A 21,579-nucleotide genomic window follows, 5' to 3' on the forward strand; every position below is an offset into this window, starting at 1 on the left:
CAATGGGACCGAGCGCATCCAGTGTAGGCGGTGATGTGATCAAGTGTTTAACTTGGTTTTTTTCGACATCCGCTCTGGTGCCGGCGAGTCATTTCGAAGAGGGAGGTTTCCCTGGACGCAAACGTTGTGAAGCGATCAATACCTATTGGTTTGAAACGCTGGAGCGGTCCGTCATGCAAGAGCCCAAGGCGGTGAGCAACCATGCTTCGCGTAGAATTTTGGAACACGAAGGGATGCGCATGATTGGAACGCAGGAAGGGGATTTTGTTACTCTTTCGCCAATACGAAAGATCCCGACGGTAATTCTATTTCCATCTCCAGCAGAGCGTTTGCATGCAATTGAGTTTTCAAAAGATGCATGCCAATGGCGATGACTTCGCCATCGTCGACTCGCGAAATTCGGCCAACCCGGTGACAAGTGCCATGGCCCGGCGCATGGGGGATCGCCACCGAGGCGTAGGCTTCAATCAACTGGCGGTGCTGCTCGATTGCGACGATGCCGATGCGCGTGTGATGTTCTGGAACGCGGATGGCTCTGCGCTGGACGTTTGTGGCAGCGCGACACGGGGGGCTGCGGACCTGCTCATGCGCCAGGCAAATGTTTCTTCGGTAGTGCTGCGCACCAACCGTGGCCTGCTCACCTGCGAGCGCGTTTCAAACGGCGACATTTGCGTCGACATGGGCGTGCCGCTTTTTGGCTGGTCGGACATTCCCTTGGCGCAAGAACTGGACACCACTGTGTTGCCACTTGCTGGCAGTCCAGCCGCGTGCAGCATGGGAAATCCCCACTGCACTTACTTTGTGGATGATCTGGCAACCATTGATATCGCGACGGTCGGCCCAGCCATGGAAACCAACGCGTTATTCCCACTCAAGACCAACGTTCATTTTGTCCAGATCATCGATCGCACGCATATTCGGTTGCGTATATGGGAGCGCGGGGCGGGTATTGCACTGGGTTCAGGCTCTTGCTCGTGTGGGGCGGTTGTTAACGGGATTCGTCGTGGTTTGTTGGACAGCACCGTTGAAGTTGAATGTGATGGCGGAAGTGTGACGGTGCAGTGGGATGGCGTGGGGACGGTTTTTCTTGTCGGGCCGGTGGAGGTGAGTTTTTCGGGGACGATGAACCAAGGTTGAGTCCGATCAGCGAACGCCTCTGGTTTCCATGATCCTGAGCCACGGCCAACGAGCCTGATAACTTTTCGCCTTCTCATCGAATAGATCGGGCTGGGGGTTCTTTGGATTGATGCAAAGAACCCCTTGCTCGACATCGTCCAGGCCGTAGGGTGCATAGACCTCCCCCGTTTCAACATCCAATCCAATACACGTACCCGCAATCAAGTAACGATCAATGCCATCCTTGGCCGACTGAAGCTGAGGATAAGGCTTGCCAAACCGCTGACCGTACCAAAGATGAACACGGGCCTGGTTCTTGACCTCGATGTTGACGTCCAGGTCCTGGAAGAGGCGCTGCGCGGCGTTGATCACTTCATTCTCGGCTTCCCAAGACAGGTCCGGGTCGAAGTAAAAAACGTCGTAATCCTTCACGCCCCAAGCGGGTGGCTGCTGCGACTGATGATTCCAGACGGCTTGAAACAGGCAGCCAGCGGTGAGCATGCATTGATCCAAACCCAGCGAAGGTAAGCGCGCGGTGATTTGCCTGTTGATTGGATTGGTCATGGCTAACCTGACCAAACGTTCGACCGTCAATGTCATATTCATCCTTTGGAATCGCCGGTTCAGGCGACTGATAATACAGATTTGAAAACCCAAGCCCACCCCAACCACACTGATCTACAATACCGCTCCTTCGACAGAGGCCGGCATTTCGTGGATGCGTTTTCCCTTGTCTATCAACACCTGAATGCGTGGGTCATCGCGCCCGTCACCCAGCAGTTCCTCGGCATTTTCAAACTGAATGGTCGGTTCGGAGTCCTGTTTCTTTGCGCCTCCTACGGTGTCGCCTATGGCCTGTTTCGTTTCAGGAAACACCACCGCCTGACCGACGCTCCTTCTTTCTGGCAATTCATCGGTGGCAGCCGGGTGTATTTGCATCGTTCGGCGTTGCTGGATTGTCGCTACTACTTCGTACGGGCCATTCTCAAGATTGCCTTGGTGTTGCCCATTGTTCATCTGGTGGACCCGTACATTCTGCGCTCTGGAGACTATTCGGCTTTTTTCAACAACCTCTGGGGCGCGCGCCCGCGTCTGGGGGAGAACCTTTCGCTGGCGTTGTTCTATGGGCTGGGGGTGTTCCTGGTGAAGGATTTCGTCCACTACTGGGTGCACCGGGCGTTTCATTCGCGCTGGCTCTGGGCTTTTCACAAGGTGCATCATTCGGCGCCCGTACTGGTGCCGGCCACGGCGAGTCGGGTGCATTTCGTGGAGAAGATCGTCGAGAAACTCGGCATCACCGCCTGCCTGGGCCTGTTCGCCGGTGGTTTCTGGTATGCCTGTGGGGGTGAAATCAGTCGCTACACGTTGTTCGGTGTGACGTACCTGGTGTTCATCTTCAATAGCCTGGCGGCGAATTTGCGTCATACCCATGTCTGGCTGTCCTTTGGTCCGGTGCTGGAACATGTGCTGAACAGTCCGGCCCAGCACCAGATTCACCACAGCGATGCGCCTCGTCATTTCAACCGCAATTTCGGTGTCAACCTGTCGCTGTGGGACTGGATGTTCGGCACGCTTTATGTCACCCGTTCCCAGCCCGAGCACTTGTGTTTCGGCACCGGAGAACAGGACCACCAGCGTTACCTGACGGTGTATAGCCTGATTGTCACGCCTTTCGTCGAAACTGCTCGCAAGTACCTGCCGGCGTTTTCATATCCAGGCCGACACGCCACAATGCCCCCCACGCCAGCCATCGGGTCAGTAAGTGCTGAGACGAGCGAGGCCGAGCGAAATCCAGCAAGGAACGCCCATGAATTTTTTCAAGAAGCTCCTCGGTTCGTCGAAAAGTCCTGAACCCCAAGCCCAAGACGCGCCGCAATCCCACGAACAGAGCAACCTGACCGAGGCTGAAGCGGCCAACCAGGCCGTCCGGGAAGCCGGCGAAGCGTGCCTGGATCGTCATTGGAATTCTGTCGGCACGGTCGAGCGGGATGTCCTTTCCTACCTGATCAGCCCGAGCTTTTCCGGCGGCCCATACTGGCCTTCGACCCGCCAGGCCTACCGCGTGGTTCGCCGTGGCGACACGATCATCCTCGCCACCGAAGGCCTGTCCGATCCATTTGATGACACTGAAGGAATGGGCAACGGCTTCGAGATGGAATTGTTCGTCGAAACCGCAGATATCCCCGAACACGCCCGCGGACCCGTGGGTGAGGTCGATCCTTTCAAGCGCAGTTGGGCATTCGAGCTCCTGGAGCACGTCGCCAAGACGGTGGCCGACGCTGGCGGCATCACCCACCAACTCGACCAGTACGGGGCGCTATCCCTAGAACTTCCCGGGTTTAGCCAATCGCACCACATGAGCGATCAACTGCCCAAGCTCTTCGTGACCGATGACGACTCCACCGGCGTCCTGCTCGGCGCCCCCGCGCCGGATTTCCCGACCCAACTGGATGACATGCCCTTGTCCCCGGTCAGATTGGTACCGGTGGTCTTGATCACGGCGGCGGAGCTGGAATACGTCCGTTCCGGTGGGCGAGCGGCGCGGGAGGATCTGGTGAGCCGTTTGAAGGCGGCGGGGGTAGGGCACATGAGCAGCCTGCATCGGGCGAGCGTGGTGTGATACCGAATGGGGTCGCCCCCACAAAATGCCCAAGTGAACGGTCGCTAGATTTGGTACCCCGTCCCACCCAATACCTTTCGAGACATCAATGACTGACTACCGCGGACTCATCCTCGAAGACACCCGTGAAGGCGCCACCGACCAGGCCATCGCGCAACTGGAAGCCAGCCTGGGCGCCCGCTTGCCGGACGACTATCGCCAGTTCCTCAAGACCTGCAACGGCGCCTACGTGGAATACGATGTGCTGGCCACGCTCGCCAATGGCGACGAGGAGTTGCTCAGTTTTTCGCTGTACGGGCTGGATCCGGATGAAAAGCATGAATCCAACCCCTTTGAACTGGAGCAACTGCGGGCGCAGCCAGGCTTCCCCGCAACGGGATTGTTGCCGATCGGTCGCGACGGCGGTGCGAGTATCCTGCTGCTGGATTTGCGGGAAGGGCGCCAAGACGTGGCAGCGATGGTGGCGGGCTTACCTGCCTGGACTGGGCGCCGTCAGCAGGGCGATGAATATGTGGTGCTGGCGGATTCTTTCAATGGTTATCTGGACTCGCTGCATCTATCGGAAGAGCGGATCGAGGAGCATATCAATCACTTCATGATCAGCCCTGAGAGTATTGAGGCGACGTTGGAGTGGTTGGATAAAGGGAGTCCGGGGTGGCGGGAACGGTATCGGGAATTGTGGAATGCGAGGGTTTTGGATCGGAGGATTTGAAGTCTTGCCGGTGAATGAGTCCTTGTGTAATGGATGTATACAGGTTCCTTTGGGGCGACGATGCCTGTCCTGAAGGGCTGCAATCGACCGATTCTGTTGAAAAGTCGACATCGAATTCCACGGCAGAAAAGTACGCGCCTGAGATTGAAATCTGAATTTTGGGCAGACGGTTCAGGGCTCGGATTTCATGTAGCAGCGTGCAACAGAGGTGTTTTCATCCCTCAATATTCGAGCGTTTTAGGAATACCGACTTTTTCAACAGAATCGACCCATTGCAGCCGGTCAGCACCGGCAGAAATCGGCCAGAAGCGGTCGGTTGCTTGGAGTGTAGGCAGGGGCGAATCTTTAGCTGCAGCCGATCGCAAGCGCACTAGGACATCAGGCAGAGATCAGTAGGCGACGGAGCTTGAGCAGGCGCTATCAAGCTGATCCGAAGAAGGTGTAAAGTCACTTTGATATCGAAGTAATTTCCATACAAGTATGGAAGCAACCGGGTCTGTTGTTCACGAGCGGAATTACGACTCTACAAAGCAAGGAGGCATAGGTGGGCGGATATCAAGGTATGCGCTGGTTCAAAATGGATTTCCAAGTCCAGACGCCGGAGGACAATAGGCACTGGGCGGACGACGATTTGCGCCTACAGAATCCACGTCGACCTTTACGAAATGGTGAGCCTGACGAAAGTGATATCCAAAACAAGGCCAAACGTTTCCTAATGCGGTGTCACGAGCTAGAGCTCGAGGCTATCGGTATCACCGACCACAACTTTTCAGAGAAAACTGAACCTCGTGATTGGTTTCTCACGCACCTCGTCGAGCAGAACAAAACCGTTGCCAGAGAACTTGATAGACCACCGCTCTTCATTTTTCCCGGTTTTGAGGTAGATCTCGGTTACCACGTTCTGTGCTTGTTTGAACCTGCTACGAAAGTGAGCCACCTCCGGCGCGTCAATATGATCCTTATTAAATTGGGATTGGCCGAAAATCAGCGATTCAGAGGCGGAATGCCCAATGCCTTACGTCGCGGGGACGAGCCTGTCAGTCTCAAGACCTTGCTGGATGTCGTTCAGAAAGATCATGGCGGTATTGTGATTGCTGCACACGCTGACCAGGAGGATGGTTTGCTTGCAGCCGGCCGAAATATGGATGACTACAAGCTGCCAGGACTGCTAGCCGTAGAGGTAACAACTTACCCAATGCCTCCAAGATATAGCTCGATCTTGGAAGGGAGGGATAGAAACTGGTCGCGTGGAGGACGACAGCCAGCATACGTTCAGTCCTCGGACGCAAAGTCACTGAAAATGGACGAAGATGGGGTTCCTCTAGCGAATGCTCTGGGCTATCGCCACACCTGGGTTAAGTCATCTAAGCCTTCGATCAACTCACTGCGCCAAGCCTTCCTCGATGGCAAGTCACGGCTTCGACTCCAACCGGCCCGCCCTTCGGATCAGCAGACTCACCCCAGGATCGTTTTTCTGAAATGTCGCGGCTTTAAGTTTCTCGCTGACCAAGAGATCTTTTTCTCACCAAACCTCAACACCTTAATCGGCGGACGGGGCACGGGGAAATCCACAGTTCTTGAGCTCCTTCGGTTCGCATTCGGCCGTGACCAAGGAGGTGCTTTCTCGGCCTCTACCAAGGCGAAATTCGACCGTGTACGGGCAACCTTTACTGAAGAGGCAGAGGTTCAGGTCGGCTGGGAGAGTATTCCTGGCCAGATAGATGTCATCTCGCTGAGACCACGGGATGGGCACGTATTAATTCAAGGAGAAGCACATGATCTTGAGGTCTTTCTCCGGCAGCTTCCGGTGCAGTTCTATAGCCAACAGCAGCTCAGTGAACTCACGGACGTGGATGGCGGCGATAGCTTGTTGGCGATGATCGACGAGGCTTGTTCAACTGAGCTCCAGGGTTTAAAGGGCCAGGAAAGTACTCTCCGTGCCGAGATCCATCAGCTTTTTGCAGGCGTCGATCAGATTCAAGCTCTGACCGACGAGATCAACGTCCTCAAACAGGAGCTCCAAGAGTTAAATCGACAGTGGCAGGCCCGGAGTGAGGTTCAAGCGGAGGCGCAACAATACCAGTACGCGGAGGCTGCCCGATGTTACTTTGAGCAGGTCCAAACTCAGATTAATGAAGACATCCAGCGTTTCTCCCTACTAGCCGACGATCTGTCTTCTCGAGGCGCACTCAACAATGGCCAGGTAGAGGTCTGGCCTAGGTCAGGGTGGTTCAATGAGTTCACTCGTGAAGCAGCCCAGATTAGGGAGATATATCGGACGAAGGCAGCCGAATTGGCGGCTCAGCTCCAGCAAGAAGCGATCAAGCTCTTTCAACATGGTGATGGTTGGGAACGAGTTTCAAAGGAGCTAGAGGGCACAAAGGATACGTTTCTTCTGGCATGTAGAGAGCGAGGACTTCAGCCTCAGGACGTGGCACGACTGCAAGAGATCGATAGGGCCCGCCAAGCAAAAATGCAATTGCTACTGCAGAAAGAGGAGCGCCTAGGAGTTCTTTCCCCGCAGCGTGAGCGTTTGAACACAGCGATGGAGGACATGGACGCTTTATGGGAGCAGCAATTCAATGTTCGCCATCAAGCCGCCCTTGAGATTAATGACAGGGCACAAGGCTCAATACGCCTCATCATTCAGAAAATGGCAGATGCAGCGGGCTTCATTCGGGCATGGAACGAAATGGCACCAGACGGTCGCAGTCGCCTTGGGAGAGCCTGGGAGCATATCGGCAAGCAACTATTTGAGAGCTTTTCCCGGCATCCACAGGGGGCAGATTCACCCTGGCTTCACATTCGTGAGGTGCTAGCTGAGCGGAGAGACTTCCCGCGATCCCTGCTGGAATACCGAGATGAGCTGAAGCCCTACGTCATATCCCAAAAAGACGCTTGGCGAAACGCTCGACTCACTCGTGTCGAGGAGCGTGTAGACATTGAGCTGTACCGGGCCGATAGGACATTGGTCGGTAGTGTTCAGAGCAAGGCCCTGTCGGAAGGTCAGCGCAACACAGCCGTCCTCAATTTACTCCTGGCCAAAGGAGAGGGGCCGATTGTCATCGACCAACCTGAGGACGAACTGGACTCAAAGTTTATCTATCGCGAGCTCGTGCCGTTACTGCGTAAGGTCAAAAATCAGCGTCAGTTGATATTGGCCACGCACAACGCCAACCTTCCCGTAAATGCCGACACCGACCTAGTGTATGCCTTAGAGGTGGAACGAGGATTTGGCGTAAGGCTTGCATCGGGCGGCTTGGACAGAGCTGATACAGCTACTGCAGTGCTGGACATCATGGAGGGATCGGAAGAAGCCTTTAAACGTCGACTCGACAAGTATCACTTCTAAACTCGGACGCAGTCCGTGGCGAGTCCATAGGACAAGCAAAGGTATGGGGGGCCAATTCGTGTAGCAGGCAGAATGGCCGCTCTTTGGTCGATTGCTGCCTGTCTCTCGGACACCGGGGCTAAGACAATCAACAGAGAAACTCAATCGTTTTGACGCCATTGAATAACCGCTTGCTGTCTTAAACATCGTTGTAGTATCAGATGCCAGCGCGAACCCGTCGATCCACCGGGCACTCCGCCTCGACTTCTAACTCACGTGTCATGCTGATCGCATCCGGTCAGGTTCGACAGCAAAGGTACCTGTGGATGATCTTCAGTCTTACGAGTATTAGCGACCTGACCTTGGCGCGGATTGGAGTAATAACGCAGCATGAGCTACGACTTCAAAAATCTCTCATCGGCGGACTTTGAGGATCTCGTCCGGGACCTCATCGGAAAAGAAGAAGGGCTCCGCTTTGAGGCCTTCTGCGCAGGCCCAGATGGTGGTATTGACGGTCGGCACGCGCACGCCAGCGGAAACGTTGTTCTACAGGCGAAGCATTATGAAGGTTCGCCGTTCAGCAAATTAACGGCGGCCATGAAGCGTGAGCGTCCTTCAATCGATAAGCTGGCTCCCGCCCGTTACATACTCGCGACCTCCTGTAGGTTTACTCCGCTTGGAAAAAGTAAGCTCGCGCCGCTCATAGGGCCAGGTTTGAAATCTGAGGTGGATATTTTTGGTCCGGAAGACCTCAATGGTCTTCTTCGGAAGTACCCAGACATTCTCAAGTCTCACATCAAACTCTGGCTCTCGGGGGTGGGGGTTTTGGAGCGGGTCGTATATGCGGCAGCGCATACCTTTGCAGCGCTAACACGTGAAGATATCGAACAAAAGGTTCGTGTCTACGCATCAAACCCCAGCTTCGACGAATCACTGGTGACACTAGAAAAACATCGGCTTCTCATCATATCCGGGCCGCCGGGCGTCGGCAAAACGACACTGGCCGAGATGCTTTGCTACACCTTTCTAAGCGAGGAGTGGGAGCTTATCCCCATCCGTAGTCTGGAAGACGGTTTCGCCGCTATTAACGACAGCAAGAAGCAGATATTTCTCTTCGACGACTTTCTTGGAAAGGTCGCCCTTGATCGACAAGCTTTGGCACATAAAGATTCTGACCTTGCGCGCTTCATGAGCCGCATACGTCGTTCACCTAATGCACGTTTCATTCTGACAACGAGAGGTTATATATTTGAGGAAGCCCGTAGAGTCTCTGAACATCTTGGTGATCAGCGCCTTGATGTGACGAAGTACGTGCTTGATGTTGGAGTTTACACTCGCCGCATAAAGGCGCGCATTCTCTACAACCACCTTTTTGTGTCAAAGACGCCGCAGTCGTATATCCGTGCGTTGTTAGAGAGCAAGAGACTTCCGGAAATTGTTGATCACAAGAACTATAATCCACGAGTCATCGAGGCAATGACCGATGCATTTCGCGTCAGTGACATTGAACCTGCTGACTATCCCACTGCCTTTATCAGCGCCCTGAACAATCCAAGCCAGATTTGGGACACCGCATTCCGGACGCACATAGATCATCGGTGCAGGCATCTCCTGATGGCGATGTTTTTCCTGTCAGAGTACGGGGTTCCAATCACGGTTCTTCGCTCATCTTTCGATGCTCTGCATAACGCAATAAGCACGGCCTACGGTCTAGCCCATGGCCCTAAAGATTTCGAAGAAGGCCTTCGCATTCTGGAGGGCAGCTTCGTCAACGTCGTCAACATCGACGGGCCAAGGGTTTCTTTTCTCAATCCTTCGCTCAAAGACTATCTCTCAACCTACCTGCTGGATACAGATCTACTCATTCGCCTTGTTCCCACGGCGGTCTCAATCGACTGGCTGTCTAACCTTTGGGACTTCGTACACCCGTCTGGGCTTAGTGAGGCCGACCAAGCGAAGATCGCCAGAGCCTGTGCTGATATGGTCGAGATGATTGAAGAGCGCCCGCACTGGCGTCCGCGAACCGGTGATGTCCGCTCACTCGAATACAACGATGCTGCAAACTCCAGGCGGCTCCGGATGCTCATGGATTGGTGGGAGATCACATACGACCGACGGTTTGCCGACAGCATCATCAAGATTGCGCGCAATCCACTGCAGGGCTTCAGTGCATGGTCAGACGGAGAGGCTCTGATCGAGTTTTTTTCCCTGCGAGACGGTAGGGGGAATGGTCAGCCATTCATTTATGAAGCCGAATTTCTAGAACTCATTGAAAAGGCTCTTACCGACACCATAAGGTGGAGTTCAAGTGACACGCTCTCGACTCTTGTCGATGTAGTGGATGCTGCGAATGGGCTGCCCCACAGCATTATTTGTGCCTTGCAAACGGCTGTGCTCGAAGAGTTCGACGATAACGCTAGTCGCATTCGCGAGGATGATAGTGAGTCCTCCCTTTCGGACCGGATCGATACCTTGAAAAAGTTCGCGCCGCGTTTTGGTGTACCAAAGGCTAAGTTGGATAGCGCCGTGTCAGCTATCGAGGATCGCATAGGCGAGATTGAAGGTCGAAGCAGTCACGCCTCCTCTCCGAACTTCCCCTCATCGAGCAGGCAGGACGGGGAAAAATTTGATGATCGCGCTCTTCGAGACCTTTTTACCCCTCTCCTTGAACGCTAGGCCAGCTCCAAAGAACAGGCCCCTTCATTCACAAATTCCGAACCGGTCTCTTGGCGCGGTCTCAGCTCCCGCCCGTCAGACCTAATCGCGGCTGAACTTAGCTGTCGAGAGAGTAAGAGCATTGCGCTAGGAGTACTACTGTCTCAGTTGGATAGTTGCGCCTGTTTACACCTCTTTTTTCAAAGTTCAGAGATCCAACGTTCGATTCTGGCCGATTCTGTTGAAAAAGTCGGCCACGGTTTGCGCATCAGAAAAGTACGCGTCCGAGATTGAAATCTTTACTTTTGGCAGAGGCTTTCGGACTCGGATTTCACGTAGCAGGGTGCAAAAAAGGCTTTCTCACCAGTCAATGATCAGGCAGTTTGAGCAGACCGACTTTTTCAACTGAATCGGCCGATTGCAGCCGATCAGCACCGGCAGAAAATCGGCCAATTGCGGTCGGTCGACTGATTGGGCCGGGACGGTTACGCTGGCGTTTCTCATCTGCACGGAACAGCTTATGACACAGGTATACCAAGGAAGCTGCTTATGCGCTGCCGTCAGTTACGAGTTACTCGTCTCACCAAAAGCAGTGAGTCATTGTCATTGCGACCAGTGTCGCAAAGGTCACGGGGCAGCATTCGCTTCGTACGGCAGCATTCCGCGCAGCGCGCTTCGAATACTTCGCGGTTCCACCAGCATCAAAACCTATGCTTCGTCAGCGACAGTAGTACGCGAGTTCTGCATGGACTGCGGCTCGACTCTGTTCTGGTCACGATCTGAAGGTAGGTTCTCCGACTGGGTCTCGATAGCGTTGGGCACGCTTGATACACCCTTCCTGCCTCAAAAGCAGAAGCATGTTCATGTCGATTCCGCAGTCCTCTGGTTCAAATCATCTAACCTATGCTCTCAGGTCGATTGACGGCTTTGGATCGCTTTCTGCCGGTCTCAGCCACGCAGTGTGCTGGTTAAGTTCGATGCAAACGATAGGTCTAGTTTCCGCTGCTGACGCATTTTTACAGAGCAACTTTGCGTTCGGGCTGAGGTGACGAGCAGTGACCACCGAATACAGGCTCACATTTTTTATCAGCAGCAAGGCTATGCAATAGACGAGCGTCGGTTTGTCAAACGGTATGATTCTCCCGGCGCAGTAAGTTTAAATTCGGCGAGCACGTCACCTTGATCAAAATACAAAACTGGTGAGCAGCGTATATTGCCGAACGCTTACGATTTGAAGCTTGATCGGATGGCTGAGTCCCAATTTTCCGAATGACGCCGGTCATCGTGGTCGAGCGTCGGCGAAGTTGAATATCCCTTAGCCGCTTGAATCTTCAGTCAAGGCGGTCAATGGCGCGTGCAAGATTCGCACGTGCCTGCTGCTCGAATGCGTCGAAGTACGGCGCGGTCGTATAAATGCGCCCGCGTGCCAGAAAGCCTTCAAGGACCTGACGCCGCTTTTGGCGGTACACAGGCAGCGGCACAAACTGGTACTCGCGGCGAATTTGCTGATCGTACTCCTCGAACCGCTCGAACGATGCCCCAAGGATCGCCAGATCCGTGTCCACCAACACCGCTTCATCTGCCGACGCCGGGGCACCGTCGTGTCGGGTCACCATCACCAGATCATAAAGCCTGCGTCGCGTTTCATCGCCCAGGCCGTTAGCGCGTGCCACGTCATCCAACCATTGGGCACTGCGCAGTTCGTTGTCGCTGCGAAGGGGGTCGTAGATCGCATCATGAAACCACAGCGCGAGGTCGACTTCGGCGGGGGCCTGGCAGGTAGCGTTGACGAGTCGGCGCACCTGAAGGCATTCCTTCAGATGCTGGAGGTTGTGGTAAGCGCGATGCGGCTCGCAGTAGTGTCGAGCGAGTTCTTCATACGTCTCTCGTGACGCGCATCCGACGCCAAGCTCCGCCCAGACGCGAGCCCAGGCGGCGAAGCCCGTGTCATCAGCCACGTCCAGGTCATCGGGTGTGCTGGCCGGGAATAGACCGCTCCCTTCTGGCGACCCCGTCATCGTATTTTTCCCCATATGAATTATTGGGCGTCATCCGCCGGCGCGTCGTCGGCATCCTCCGGTGGCGCTCCGTAAGGTACGCCAATCTCGACCCGATCAGCCTTTACCCAACCGGTATAGTCGTCGCCGCTTTTGGCGATGAAGTTCACTTCCAGCCATGATTCGTCTTCAAGGCTGGAGTAAATGGTGAGGGAGTCGCCGGGTATTACGAAAATCTTTTTATTGGCACAGGCTTCATCCGGCGCTTCGTGGAAATGCAGACGCCCTGTGCCGATGACCTTGCCTTGCACTGATGGATGGAATTCAGGCACCGTTCCGGAAAGCTTTTCTGCCAGGGCAGAACAATTGACAGCGGCCTGGCTCAGGCTGCTGAAAAGGCACAGGCACAACAAGCTTGAACGCAGATACATCTTGGCGAATTCCGTTTGGCGTGGGGCGTAGGATAGTAAAGTCTGAAACTATCGGGGAAGAGACATCTCTTTGACGAGAGTGGGGCCGTTCACAAATCACCTTCTTTGTACCCAACTGATTGCGCCAAAAACTCTGCAATCAATGACGCAACTTGCTGCTGGATCACTCCTCGAGCACGCCCGCCATCACCATCCCGACAAATGATCCCATCCCCCGGCACTTCCTCTTCAAGCATTTCCTGCGCACCCGGCTTACACATCGACATGAAACTGAAATGGCTCGCGTCTTTGATCTCGACGTAACGGCTTGACGCCTGGGGCAGACGCTTGGCCAGATTGGCAGACTCCAACTCAGCGGGAAGTTCTTGCGATGGCACACCGGCAGCGATCACCAGGGCAGGGACAGGCAGCGCGGCCAGGCTTTCATCCGTCAGGCCCCGGGAAAGGCCCAGGTCCAATGCCACCACCGCAGTCACACGTTTATCCCGCCAATCGGCGGCCAGTTCGGCTTTTGCTTCAGCGGTGCTGGCGGGATTCATCTGCTGGTAGACGGTGCAACTGGCTAACTGCGAATGGGCTTTGCAGTCCTGGGCGAAGCGCTCGGGATCGAAACGAGCGCCAGCGATCTCCAGGGCGGTCCAGCCGCCGAGTGAGTGGCCCACGGCTGCAATTCGACCATTGGCGACCCGGCCAAATTTTTCCGGTTGAGCCGTGACCGCATCAATGGCCCGACGCAGATCAACCGGCCGCTGCCATAGCTGTGCCGCTGCTTGAGGGCTGCGGTCATGGGTGGTGCTGCCGGGGTGGTTGATGGCGGCGACGATGTAACCTTTCTGGGCCAAGGAACTGGCGAGCCAAATCTGATTACCCCAGTTACCCCTGTAGCCGTGGGAGAGCACTACCAATGGATGTTCGCCGGCAGTGGGCGGCGCGTTACGCACGGCAGACGCGCCGACAAACACCGCATTATCGCCGATCAGTTGCGCGGTTGCGGAGGTTGCGCTGGGGTACCAGACGACCATCTCCAGTGCGCGGCCATTGTGCGGATCCGGCAGGGTGGAGGATTGGAAGCCGACGGGGTTTTCATCAGCCAATGCGGTAGTCGTCAGGCAAGCCAGCAACAGGGCGCCGAAAGCTGTTTTCAATGTCGTTTCTTCCTTGATTTGACGAAGGGGGGGAGATAAACACGGGCATTAAAGCTCAGATTCGAAACGTAGCGCACAACTTTCATCGAGCAAAAAACCTAGCTTCTGAAAGCAAAATCCGCAGGGGCGAATCGATCGCGGGTGTCCATACGAATATTTCGTAGCGCTGCGGTTTCCAGGTGTGATGCGTATAACGACTCCGAGCAGTAGCTGATCAGAATTGATCGACGGCGTGTGCCGATCACGTTCAGGCTGCCGGCGTGCACCAGATCGACATCGAACACCAGGATGTCGCCGGCGCAGCCTGACAACTGTACAGAGCGGGACTCGTCATTGAGGTCCAAGGGTGGTGCTCCCGGCTTCGGGCGATGGCTGCCGGGGACGATCCGTGTCGCGCCGTTCTGGGGGCCGTAATCGTCGAAGAAGGCCAGGGCGATGGCGATGTCGCCTGGCCGCTGGGCCGACAAGTCGCGGTGCAATTGTTGGTGGCCGCAACCGGCCAGGGGCTCGCGTCCTTCCACTTGGGAGAGGAAGAACCGTTCGCCGATCAACTCGCCTGCCACCGCCAGTAGTTGGGGCAGACGACACACCGCCTGAATCTTCGAATCATCGTCCAACATTGAATAGCGCCAGTCCATGCCACGGGGCACTGGCCATTGATCCGACGGCCGCACGCCTGCGTCGAACACGCTACGCAGGTCAGCCAGCCATTCGTTCGGGATCGCTTGGCGGAGCAGGACGTAGCCGTCTCGATGGAGTTGTTCGCGATCAGCCATGGAGGTCTCGACTTCCTTGTGGGGACGTTTGCAAGGCTAGTATTCAAACCAACAGAGGGCTACCGGACACTGGAAATTGACCGGAGCAAACCCGGGAGGTTTGCAGTTATCATCGGCCACCATCCAAGAAAAGGACTTCATCGATGAAGCGTTTGTTTGCCTGCACTCTCCTGGCACTGGCCGTCGTTGGCTACGCCAAGGCCGACCAGAGCACCTTCGAAGAAACGAACCAGTGCTCGGAAGACATCGACTGCCAGGGGGATTTCATTTGTAAAAACGGCCTATGCGATCTTCCAGAACCCCAGCAAAGCCTCGTTGCAAAGCCCGCCACCAAGCCTCAACCGGCACCTCCCGCACCCCCGGGCGTTGCTTATGAACCATTGCCCGTCAACGCCGAGCGTGCCGGACCGTTCACAACCCAGACCCAGGCGATGACGACCGCGCTGAATTATCGATCCAGGGCTGGCGTGATGAACGTTATGGAATCAATCGTCGAGCAAGTCGAATACACCGGTTATGTGACGATTGAAAAGGCTTATACGTTTGGCCCGAGCAAGTATGTGCTGGTCGTTTCCACGGGTGAGGGAGGCAATGCCTGCCCTGCGTCGACCTATGTATTTAGTTTCGATACCCAGGCCGAACGCGTTGATGGGAAGCGTGAGGTGGATGGGTGTTCTGAATTGGTCGAGGCCATGGCGCAGGGGAATAAGCTCGTGGTCAAGAAGGAGGGGAGTGCGACGGTTGTTTATAACGGGGTTGTTGAGTAGGTCCCGGAAGCTGCCCGATACAAAGCTGGGTTCTTGGCCTTTGCTATTGAAGAACCCACTTTTCTGAAAAGTCGCAGATCAGCATCCGTATGGGCTGCAGCAGAATGAGCCGACCATTTGGTTAGCAGGTCTCAAAGCGCTTCTTGGCGCGTCTCTTCTCCTGAAGGTACGTGCCATGGAGTATCAGGATTTCAGACTTGCTCAGAATGCCTTTTCTCTTGAGATTGACGAGCAACTGTTCGACGTTATCCAGCTCGACGACATCGCCAGCAAGACGGGGGATGGCCACGGCCATACGACTCATGGCGTCAAGATCAGCAGTGACATTGTGGGCTTCAGCAAGCCTGCGGACCTGAGCTGCGACACTGTCGGTAGGGGCTTGCGCCATTGGGAAGTCCTCCACTACAGCCAAATCTATTTCTCTCTTCACCGGAAGCCTCAGATTCGTGTTGAAGGGGAAGCTCTGTGTTTCTGGCGTTTCAAAATATCGCGGTACCGTCGTAATGCTGTTCACTTAAGAAAAACGATGGGCCCGTGGCGAGGGGATTTATCCCCGTTGGACTGCGCAGCAGTCCCAAAAACTGTGCGCGCCCAACCTGGGACACTGTGTTGGTTGGGTTAAGGGCTGCTGCGCAGCCCAACGGGGATAAATCCCCTCGCCACAGGTTCAGTGTTTGCCGGTGATTGGGTTTGATTAGTTAACACTTTCGCCACCGCGTCGGGATTATGACGTGAAGCCTGCCGGTGCCGCATCCAGTCGTCGTGCAATCACATCCATCACGTCGCACCCATCACGCAGCGGGATGCAGCAAAGCTGTGCCAGATCCTGAAGGGTCGCGGGGTCGATGGTCAGTTCATCGCGCATTGCCAAGTTTTCCAGGAATTGGGTGGCGGCACGGATTCGGTAGGCGGCTGAGTCGAGCAGGATGTGTAGCGGGGCGGTGGTATCGACGTAGAGAGGTTGGTCGTCGGCGTTGCTGGTGAGGCCCATATATCGGTTCATATCAATTCCTTGTGTCATGAATGAACTGCCACACTTTGTCGCCAAACAAAGGGTGACAGCTGTACGCAGGTTGGCGAACCGGAGACACAAGGAGCCGGCAGACCCGAAGGTCTCCCGCGCACAGCTGCCATAAAGCAGTTTCTGTGAGCATGAGCGTGCTTCTGCCACAGCAGAAAGCACCGTTGCACTTGTGTCAATCGAGTCGCCAAACCCGGTCGCCATCTGGGCGACGCCAAGACTATAGTCGTCACCGCAAAAAATACGCAAGGGATTGATAGGGAAGGGGATTCCCAATCACATGTAGGACGTTGCCATCGTCGTACGTATCCGAGCTGTACGTCTTACAACTTTGCAGTTTCCTCGCCTACATCAGTGCAATTCCCGACGATGTGTAGGATGTTTCTGTAGCCCAACAACCCATTTTCGCCATTCACCCCCCATCTACAGCCCGACACATTCCACAATCCAATCGCGCATTCCCACCCTGCGCGGGATAATACGGCCGTGCTTGAGGTCACAAGCTTTTCCCTCGTTGGTATTGGCGGCTCAGAAGGATCGAACGCAATGACTGATTGGCTCCAGAGCTATGGAGAAATGGCCGAACGGGTCCGCCGCCATCCTTGGAAGGACACGCCGCTCGGGCCGCCTGCGCAGTGGCCTGATGTGCTGAAGACCACTGTGGCGCTGAGCCTCGCCTCGCATTTTCCCCAGGCCATCGTATGGGGGCCGGACCTGATCACGTTGTACAACGATGCGTTCCTGCCGATCCTTGGCAGCAAGCCTGAGGCGCTGGGCCGGCGGTTCGATGAGGTGTGGCAGGAGGTCTGGAGCGATATCGAGCCGATTGCGCGCGCGGCCTTTGAAGGGCAAGCGACTTATATAGAGAACTTCCCCCTGGTCATCGAGCGCGGCGGCGGTCCTGAGCAGGCTTATTTCACTTTCTGCTATAGCCCCATCCGTGATCAGTTCGGCAAGGTCGTGGGCATGCTGGATACGGTCACCGAGACCACCTCGACGGTGTTCATGACCCAGCGCCTGGCCGTGCTCGATGCCATTGGCAACGCCGTGGCGAACGCCACCGACCCGCAGACCATCATGGCGACCACCACACGGATCCTGGCGGCGCACCTGAATCTGTCCAATTGCGCCTACGCAGACATGGATGAAGACGAGGACGGTTTCACCATTCGCGGCGATTGGGCCAGGGCGGGCTCGCCCCATATCCTTGGGCATTATCGGCTGGCTGATTTCGGTCGGCTGGCTGTTGCCAACCTGCGGGCCGGCAAGCCACTGGTGATCAACGATAACCTCAAGGAGCTGGCGCCGGAGGAAGCGGCTACATTCCAGGCCATTGGTATCGCGGCCACCATCTGCGTGCCGTTGATCAAGGGCGGGAGATTGACCGCGCTGATGGCCATACACGATAAAGCGCCGCGGGTCTGGTCGTCCAACGACCTGGCGCTGTTGGTGGAAGTCACGGAGCGCTCCTGGGCCCACATCGAGCGCGCCCGTGCCGACGCTGCCGTGCGCGAGGGCCTGGCGGCCCTGGCCGAATTGAACGCGACGCTGGAGGAACGGGTCGAGGAGCGCACCATGCGCTTGAAACAGACCGAAGCGGCGCTGCGCCAGTCGCAAAAACTCGAAGCCATCGGCCAGCTCACCGGCGGCGTGGCCCATGACTTCAACAACCTGCTGACGATCATCCGTTCTTCGGTGGACTTCCTGCGCATGCCCAACCTGTCCGAAGAGCGCCGGCAACGCTACATGACGGCGGTGTCCGAAACCGTGGATCGCGCCTCCAAGTTGACCAGCCAGTTGCTCGCGTTTGCTCGGCGCCAGCCGTTGAAGCCAGAAGTCATCGATGTGGGCAAGCAAGTACAGAGCCTGGGAGACATGCTGCAAACCGTCACCGGGGCACGGATTCAGGTCAACGTCGAGTTGTGCGACCGACCCTGTTACATCCGCGCGGATCTGAGCCAGTTCGAGACGGCGTTGATCAACATGGCCCTCAATGCCCGGGATGCCATGAATGGCCAGGGCACGCTGTGGCTTCGGGTCAGTTGCGGCGGTGGCATGCCGCCGATCCGTGGTCATGCCGGGGCCGGGCAATCCTTTGCTGCCATTGCCTTGGCCGACACCGGTACCGGTATTGACTCGCAAGTGCTCGAGCACATCTTCGAACCCTTCTTCACCACCAAGGAAGTGGGCAAGGGCACGGGGCTGGGCTTGTCTCAGGTGTTCGGCTTTGCCAAGCAGTCCGGTGGCAACGTCGATGTTTCGACCGTGGTGGGCGAAGGGACGGTGTTCACTTTGTACCTTCCGGAAGTGGCGCCCGAGAAAAACCACGAGCCGGTCAGGGAAGAGGTCACGCACCTGGTGCTGGAAAAGGGCAAGCGTCGAGTGTTGATCGTGGAAGACAACCTGGAGGTCGGGCGTTTTGCCAACCAGATCCTCCAGGACCTGGGCTACGAGACCGCCTGGGCGACCAACGCCAAAGAAGCACTGGAAATGGTCGGCCCGGAGGCGATGGCATTCGACGCGATATTTTCTGACGTGGTGATGCCGGGCATCAGCGGTATCGCTTTGGCCAGGGAACTGCGCCAGCGTCGCCCGGATCTGCCCGTGGTACTCACTTCCGGTTACAGCGAAGAGTTGGCCCACAGTGGGCATGAGGGCTTTGAGTTCCTGTCCAAACCCTATTCGGCCGATCAGGTTGCCCGGGTTTTAAACAGGACGATACTGGGGGCTGAATGAGTGTTTCCGTTTTGAAACAGTGAGTTCCATTCGTCGGCCAAGGGTTTTGTTGAATCAACAGTCTGTTGATGACCGACTAGTCTCATTGACGTGAAGGCCGATATTTTCAGGCAACCGGTTGTTGCCGATATGGGCCTCGATGAAAAGGGGAAAGGCAATGGGAACACCGTACAGCGAGGAGAGCACCGCCGCGTATCCGATCAACGAAGGATTGCAGTGTGGTCAGTCGACTTATCATGCGGATTTTGGTGATGAGCCGATCAAGTCCATCAGGACGAAGGTGGCTAAAGTTCAACGAGGGGAAAAGGCCAAGTTCTTGCCCAGGGTTCCGGTCAAGAAATGACGGAATCGTGGTAGGGGAGCTTGCTCCCGCCGGGCTGCATGGCAGCCCTTTTTTTCGTTCCCACCTCCTGCGTGGGAACGCCGCCAGGGACGCTCCGCGTTCCGCTTCTGGAAGGTGATGCAGAGCGTCACGGGATGCACTTCCATGCAGGAGCTTGGGAACAATCAAAATCTTTTCTCAACCGGTGTTTTCTTTCACGTTTCTTTCACAAGCAGGTACGTACTCTGAGCTCATCCGTTAGAAAGCAGTACCTGCCCGTTTCCCCAGCGGGCTTTTTTTTGCCTGTCATAAAATAAATCGCCGTTTCGTTGTCCAACCGTCATGGCTGACGCTGTCTGGCGTAAACTCGCGCCCGCGCGCACCGGCCATTTCTCCCCGATGCGGCATTCTTGAGGTTTCTATCATGCGTTTGACTTTGTCCACCTTGGTACTGGGGCTGGTGGTTGCCCAGGGCGCGATGGCTGCCGGCGACGGTACCGCTGCGGTCGGCGGCGGTCTGGGCGGTGTATTGGGCAATGTGGTCGGCCAGCAGATGGGCGGCAGCACCGGTGCCGCGATTGGCGCGGGTGTCGGCGGCGCAGCCGGCAGCGCGGTGGGCGCGCGCAAGGGCAGCCGGACGGAAGCCGCTATCGGCGGTGGCCTGGGGTCGGCCGGTGGTTCGATTGTCGGTAACCGTCTGGGCGGCTCCACCGGTTCCACTATCGGCGCAGGCGTTGGCGGTGCGGCCGGCGGCGCGTTGGGCAGCAACCTGTCCAATGACGACGACGGCCATTCCGGCGGCAAGAAGCACAAGCATAAGAGAAAGCATCGTTAAGCGATGTCTGGACAAGAAGACCCGGCCCTGTGCCGGGTTTTTTATTGACCTGCAATTACCTGCCCATCCCCATGGCGAGGGAGTATCTTGGATATTTCCCGGAACGATTGGCGTTCCTCCGTCTCGAATTCATACAGCCATCAGCAATTGCGAGGTATGCCATGACGCCGCAAACGCAAGGCAAGGAAGAGAAAGATTTCTCAGGTGCGCCTGTCGTCAATGACCCGGGCAATGAAGATCCCGGTTCGCTGATGGATGACGCCCAGGTGCCCTTGATCGAGGATGAAACCCCGGAATATCCGCTGCCTTCGCCAACCAACTCCCTGAGCCGCGATCAGCGTCCACCGGATGACGATTCGGGAGTGGAGCAGGTACCCAGCGAGGATGAGGATGTCGAGGCGACCCCGGATGATCCGGACATCGCCGGTGACGATGCCTCCGGCACGCCGAGCTGATTGTCAGTTCCGCCTGTCGATTCAGCGGCACCTTCGGCCAGCCACGCTTGCCACACATCGGGTAAGGATCTTGAAAAGGAGACTCACCATGATGAAGTCCAACATGACAGCACTGACACTCGCCGGGATTCTTTCGGTCAGTTCATTGGCTGCTTTCGCCCAATCCTCGAGCGGCACGCCCCCCGTGGACAAGGGCGGGATGCCGCCTTCCACGGAAATGGAGGCCGGCTCCAATTCCGGTGCCAGCGGTAACGCCTTGCCCCCCGGCTCGGTGGGGGGCGGCAATGGCGGCGATGCCAGCGGCAGCAGCACCAGCCCCGGCACGGGCAGCGGTTCGATGAGTGGCGGCAGCACGATGGGCGGTGCCGACGCGAGCGGTGGGACCAACGGCGGAACCGGTACCAGCGGCAGCGGTGGCAGCTCCGGTGGCAGTGGCTCGGGGGCGGGTGGCTCAGGCAGCTCGGGTCAGTAAGCGTCCCGTTATTCCGACACCAGTCCGCTTTTAGGGTGAGGGAGCCCGCTCCCTCGCCATGGCACTCATCCACAGATTTCCCATTGCCGGCTCCAAGCCCCCTTCGTTATCCTGCTGAATCCTTTAAGGCGAACACTTGCCCTGGCCGCACCTGAGCCATCCCTGGAATGTTGTGTTGATAACGGATC

At 56.4% G+C, this 21,579-nt stretch carries 20 protein-coding genes and 1 pseudogene; 14 read left to right on the forward strand and 7 right to left on the reverse strand.

The window, feature by feature from the left end; translation table 11 throughout:
* Positions 1-116: 116 nt before the first annotated feature.
* Positions 117-374, forward strand: a pseudogene (locus AC30D9_RS23105) (hypothetical protein); the annotation flags it as partial.
* Positions 334-1,137, forward strand: coding sequence for a diaminopimelate epimerase (dapF, locus tag AC30D9_RS23110; protein WP_134925216.1), 804 nt, complete (start codon positions 334-336; stop codon positions 1,135-1,137). The pseudogene AC30D9_RS23105 and the gene dapF, both read left to right, overlap by 41 nt.
* A 6-nt stretch (positions 1,138-1,143) precedes the next feature.
* On the opposite strand, the gene AC30D9_RS23115 is transcribed toward dapF, so the two are convergent.
* Complete coding sequence (locus AC30D9_RS23115) at positions 1,144-1,716, reverse strand: nucleotidyltransferase family protein (protein ID WP_134925215.1); 573 nt, start codon at positions 1,714-1,716, stop codon at positions 1,144-1,146.
* Positions 1,717-1,830: 114 nt separating this feature from the next.
* Here AC30D9_RS23115 and AC30D9_RS23120 point away from each other — a divergent pair, with 114 nt between their 5' ends.
* From AC30D9_RS23120 to AC30D9_RS23145, 6 genes are all read left to right on the forward strand, one after another.
* Entirely contained in the window at positions 1,831-2,967 is a 1,137-nt protein-coding gene (locus tag AC30D9_RS23120; RefSeq protein ID WP_490144921.1) for a sterol desaturase family protein, read from the forward strand.
* Entirely contained in the window at positions 2,924-3,736 is an 813-nt protein-coding gene (locus AC30D9_RS23125) for a suppressor of fused domain protein (protein WP_490144922.1), read from the forward strand. The genes AC30D9_RS23120 and AC30D9_RS23125 overlap by 44 nt, the downstream gene beginning before the upstream one ends.
* Before the next feature lie 88 nt (positions 3,737-3,824).
* Entirely contained in the window at positions 3,825-4,448 is a 624-nt protein-coding gene (locus AC30D9_RS23130; protein WP_490144923.1) for an SMI1/KNR4 family protein, read from the forward strand.
* A 562-nt stretch (positions 4,449-5,010) separates the two neighbouring features.
* Positions 5,011-7,800 (forward strand): TrlF family AAA-like ATPase, encoded by a 2,790-nt coding sequence (locus tag AC30D9_RS23135; protein WP_432421872.1) that lies wholly within the window; start codon positions 5,011-5,013, stop codon positions 7,798-7,800.
* Between the two features lie 369 nt (positions 7,801-8,169).
* Positions 8,170-10,455, forward strand: coding sequence for an nSTAND3 domain-containing NTPase (locus AC30D9_RS23140; protein ID WP_134925210.1), 2,286 nt, complete (start codon positions 8,170-8,172; stop codon positions 10,453-10,455).
* Positions 10,456-10,954: 499 nt separating this feature from the next.
* Positions 10,955-11,356, forward strand: coding sequence for a GFA family protein (locus AC30D9_RS23145; protein WP_490144924.1), 402 nt, complete (start codon positions 10,955-10,957; stop codon positions 11,354-11,356).
* A 409-nt stretch (positions 11,357-11,765) separates the two neighbouring features.
* Here the strand turns inward: AC30D9_RS23145 and AC30D9_RS23150 are convergent, their stop codons facing one another.
* The 4 genes from AC30D9_RS23150 to AC30D9_RS23165 all read right to left on the reverse strand — a co-directional run bounded on the left by AC30D9_RS23150 (position 11,766) and on the right by AC30D9_RS23165 (position 14,783).
* Positions 11,766-12,452, reverse strand: coding sequence for an HD domain-containing protein (locus AC30D9_RS23150; RefSeq protein ID WP_307573847.1), 687 nt, complete (start codon positions 12,450-12,452; stop codon positions 11,766-11,768).
* Between the two features lie 20 nt (positions 12,453-12,472).
* A complete protein-coding gene (locus AC30D9_RS23155; RefSeq protein ID WP_307573846.1) occupies positions 12,473-12,862 on the reverse strand; it encodes a hypothetical protein in 390 nt (129 codons plus the stop codon).
* 89 nt (positions 12,863-12,951) lie between these two features.
* Positions 12,952-14,007 carry an alpha/beta hydrolase family protein gene (locus AC30D9_RS23160; RefSeq protein ID WP_490144925.1) on the reverse strand — a complete coding sequence of 352 codons (1,056 nt, stop codon included), beginning with the start codon at positions 14,005-14,007 and terminating at the stop codon, positions 12,952-12,954.
* A gap of 98 nt (positions 14,008-14,105) precedes the next feature.
* Positions 14,106-14,783, reverse strand: a complete 678-nt coding sequence (locus AC30D9_RS23165) for a phytanoyl-CoA dioxygenase family protein (protein ID WP_134925206.1) — start codon at positions 14,781-14,783, stop codon at positions 14,106-14,108.
* A 143-nt stretch (positions 14,784-14,926) separates the two neighbouring features.
* Here AC30D9_RS23165 and AC30D9_RS23170 point away from each other — a divergent pair, with 143 nt between their 5' ends.
* Positions 14,927-15,550, forward strand: a complete 624-nt coding sequence (locus AC30D9_RS23170) for a hypothetical protein (protein ID WP_490144926.1) — start codon at positions 14,927-14,929, stop codon at positions 15,548-15,550.
* A gap of 121 nt (positions 15,551-15,671) precedes the next feature.
* Here AC30D9_RS23170 and AC30D9_RS23175 read toward each other — a convergent pair whose 3' ends face one another.
* Together AC30D9_RS23175 and AC30D9_RS23180 are read right to left on the reverse strand one after the other, a co-directional pair.
* Positions 15,672-15,938, reverse strand: coding sequence for a hypothetical protein (locus tag AC30D9_RS23175; protein WP_134926673.1), 267 nt, complete (start codon positions 15,936-15,938; stop codon positions 15,672-15,674).
* A 336-nt stretch (positions 15,939-16,274) separates the two neighbouring features.
* Entirely contained in the window at positions 16,275-16,553 is a 279-nt protein-coding gene (locus AC30D9_RS23180) for a short-chain dehydrogenase (protein ID WP_490144927.1), read from the reverse strand.
* 564 nt (positions 16,554-17,117) lie between these two features.
* Between AC30D9_RS23180 and AC30D9_RS23185 the strand changes: the two genes are divergently transcribed.
* From AC30D9_RS23185 to AC30D9_RS23205, 5 genes are all read left to right on the forward strand, one after another.
* Entirely contained in the window at positions 17,118-19,307 is a 2,190-nt protein-coding gene (locus AC30D9_RS23185) for a GAF domain-containing hybrid sensor histidine kinase/response regulator (RefSeq protein WP_490144928.1), read from the forward strand.
* A gap of 157 nt (positions 19,308-19,464) precedes the next feature.
* Positions 19,465-19,650, forward strand: a complete 186-nt coding sequence (locus AC30D9_RS23190) for a hypothetical protein (protein ID WP_134925202.1) — start codon at positions 19,465-19,467, stop codon at positions 19,648-19,650.
* A gap of 403 nt (positions 19,651-20,053) precedes the next feature.
* Positions 20,054-20,464 (forward strand): glycine zipper domain-containing protein, encoded by a 411-nt coding sequence (locus AC30D9_RS23195; protein WP_134925201.1) that lies wholly within the window; start codon positions 20,054-20,056, stop codon positions 20,462-20,464.
* Between the two features lie 251 nt (positions 20,465-20,715).
* Positions 20,716-20,919 (forward strand): hypothetical protein, encoded by a 204-nt coding sequence (locus AC30D9_RS23200; protein ID WP_167659392.1) that lies wholly within the window; start codon positions 20,716-20,718, stop codon positions 20,917-20,919.
* Between the two features lie 88 nt (positions 20,920-21,007).
* Positions 21,008-21,391 carry a hypothetical protein gene (locus AC30D9_RS23205; protein ID WP_490144929.1) on the forward strand — a complete coding sequence of 128 codons (384 nt, stop codon included), beginning with the start codon at positions 21,008-21,010 and terminating at the stop codon, positions 21,389-21,391.
* Positions 21,392-21,579 lie beyond the last annotated feature (188 nt).

It is taken from the genome of Pseudomonas sp. DF11 (genome assembly GCF_058148565.1).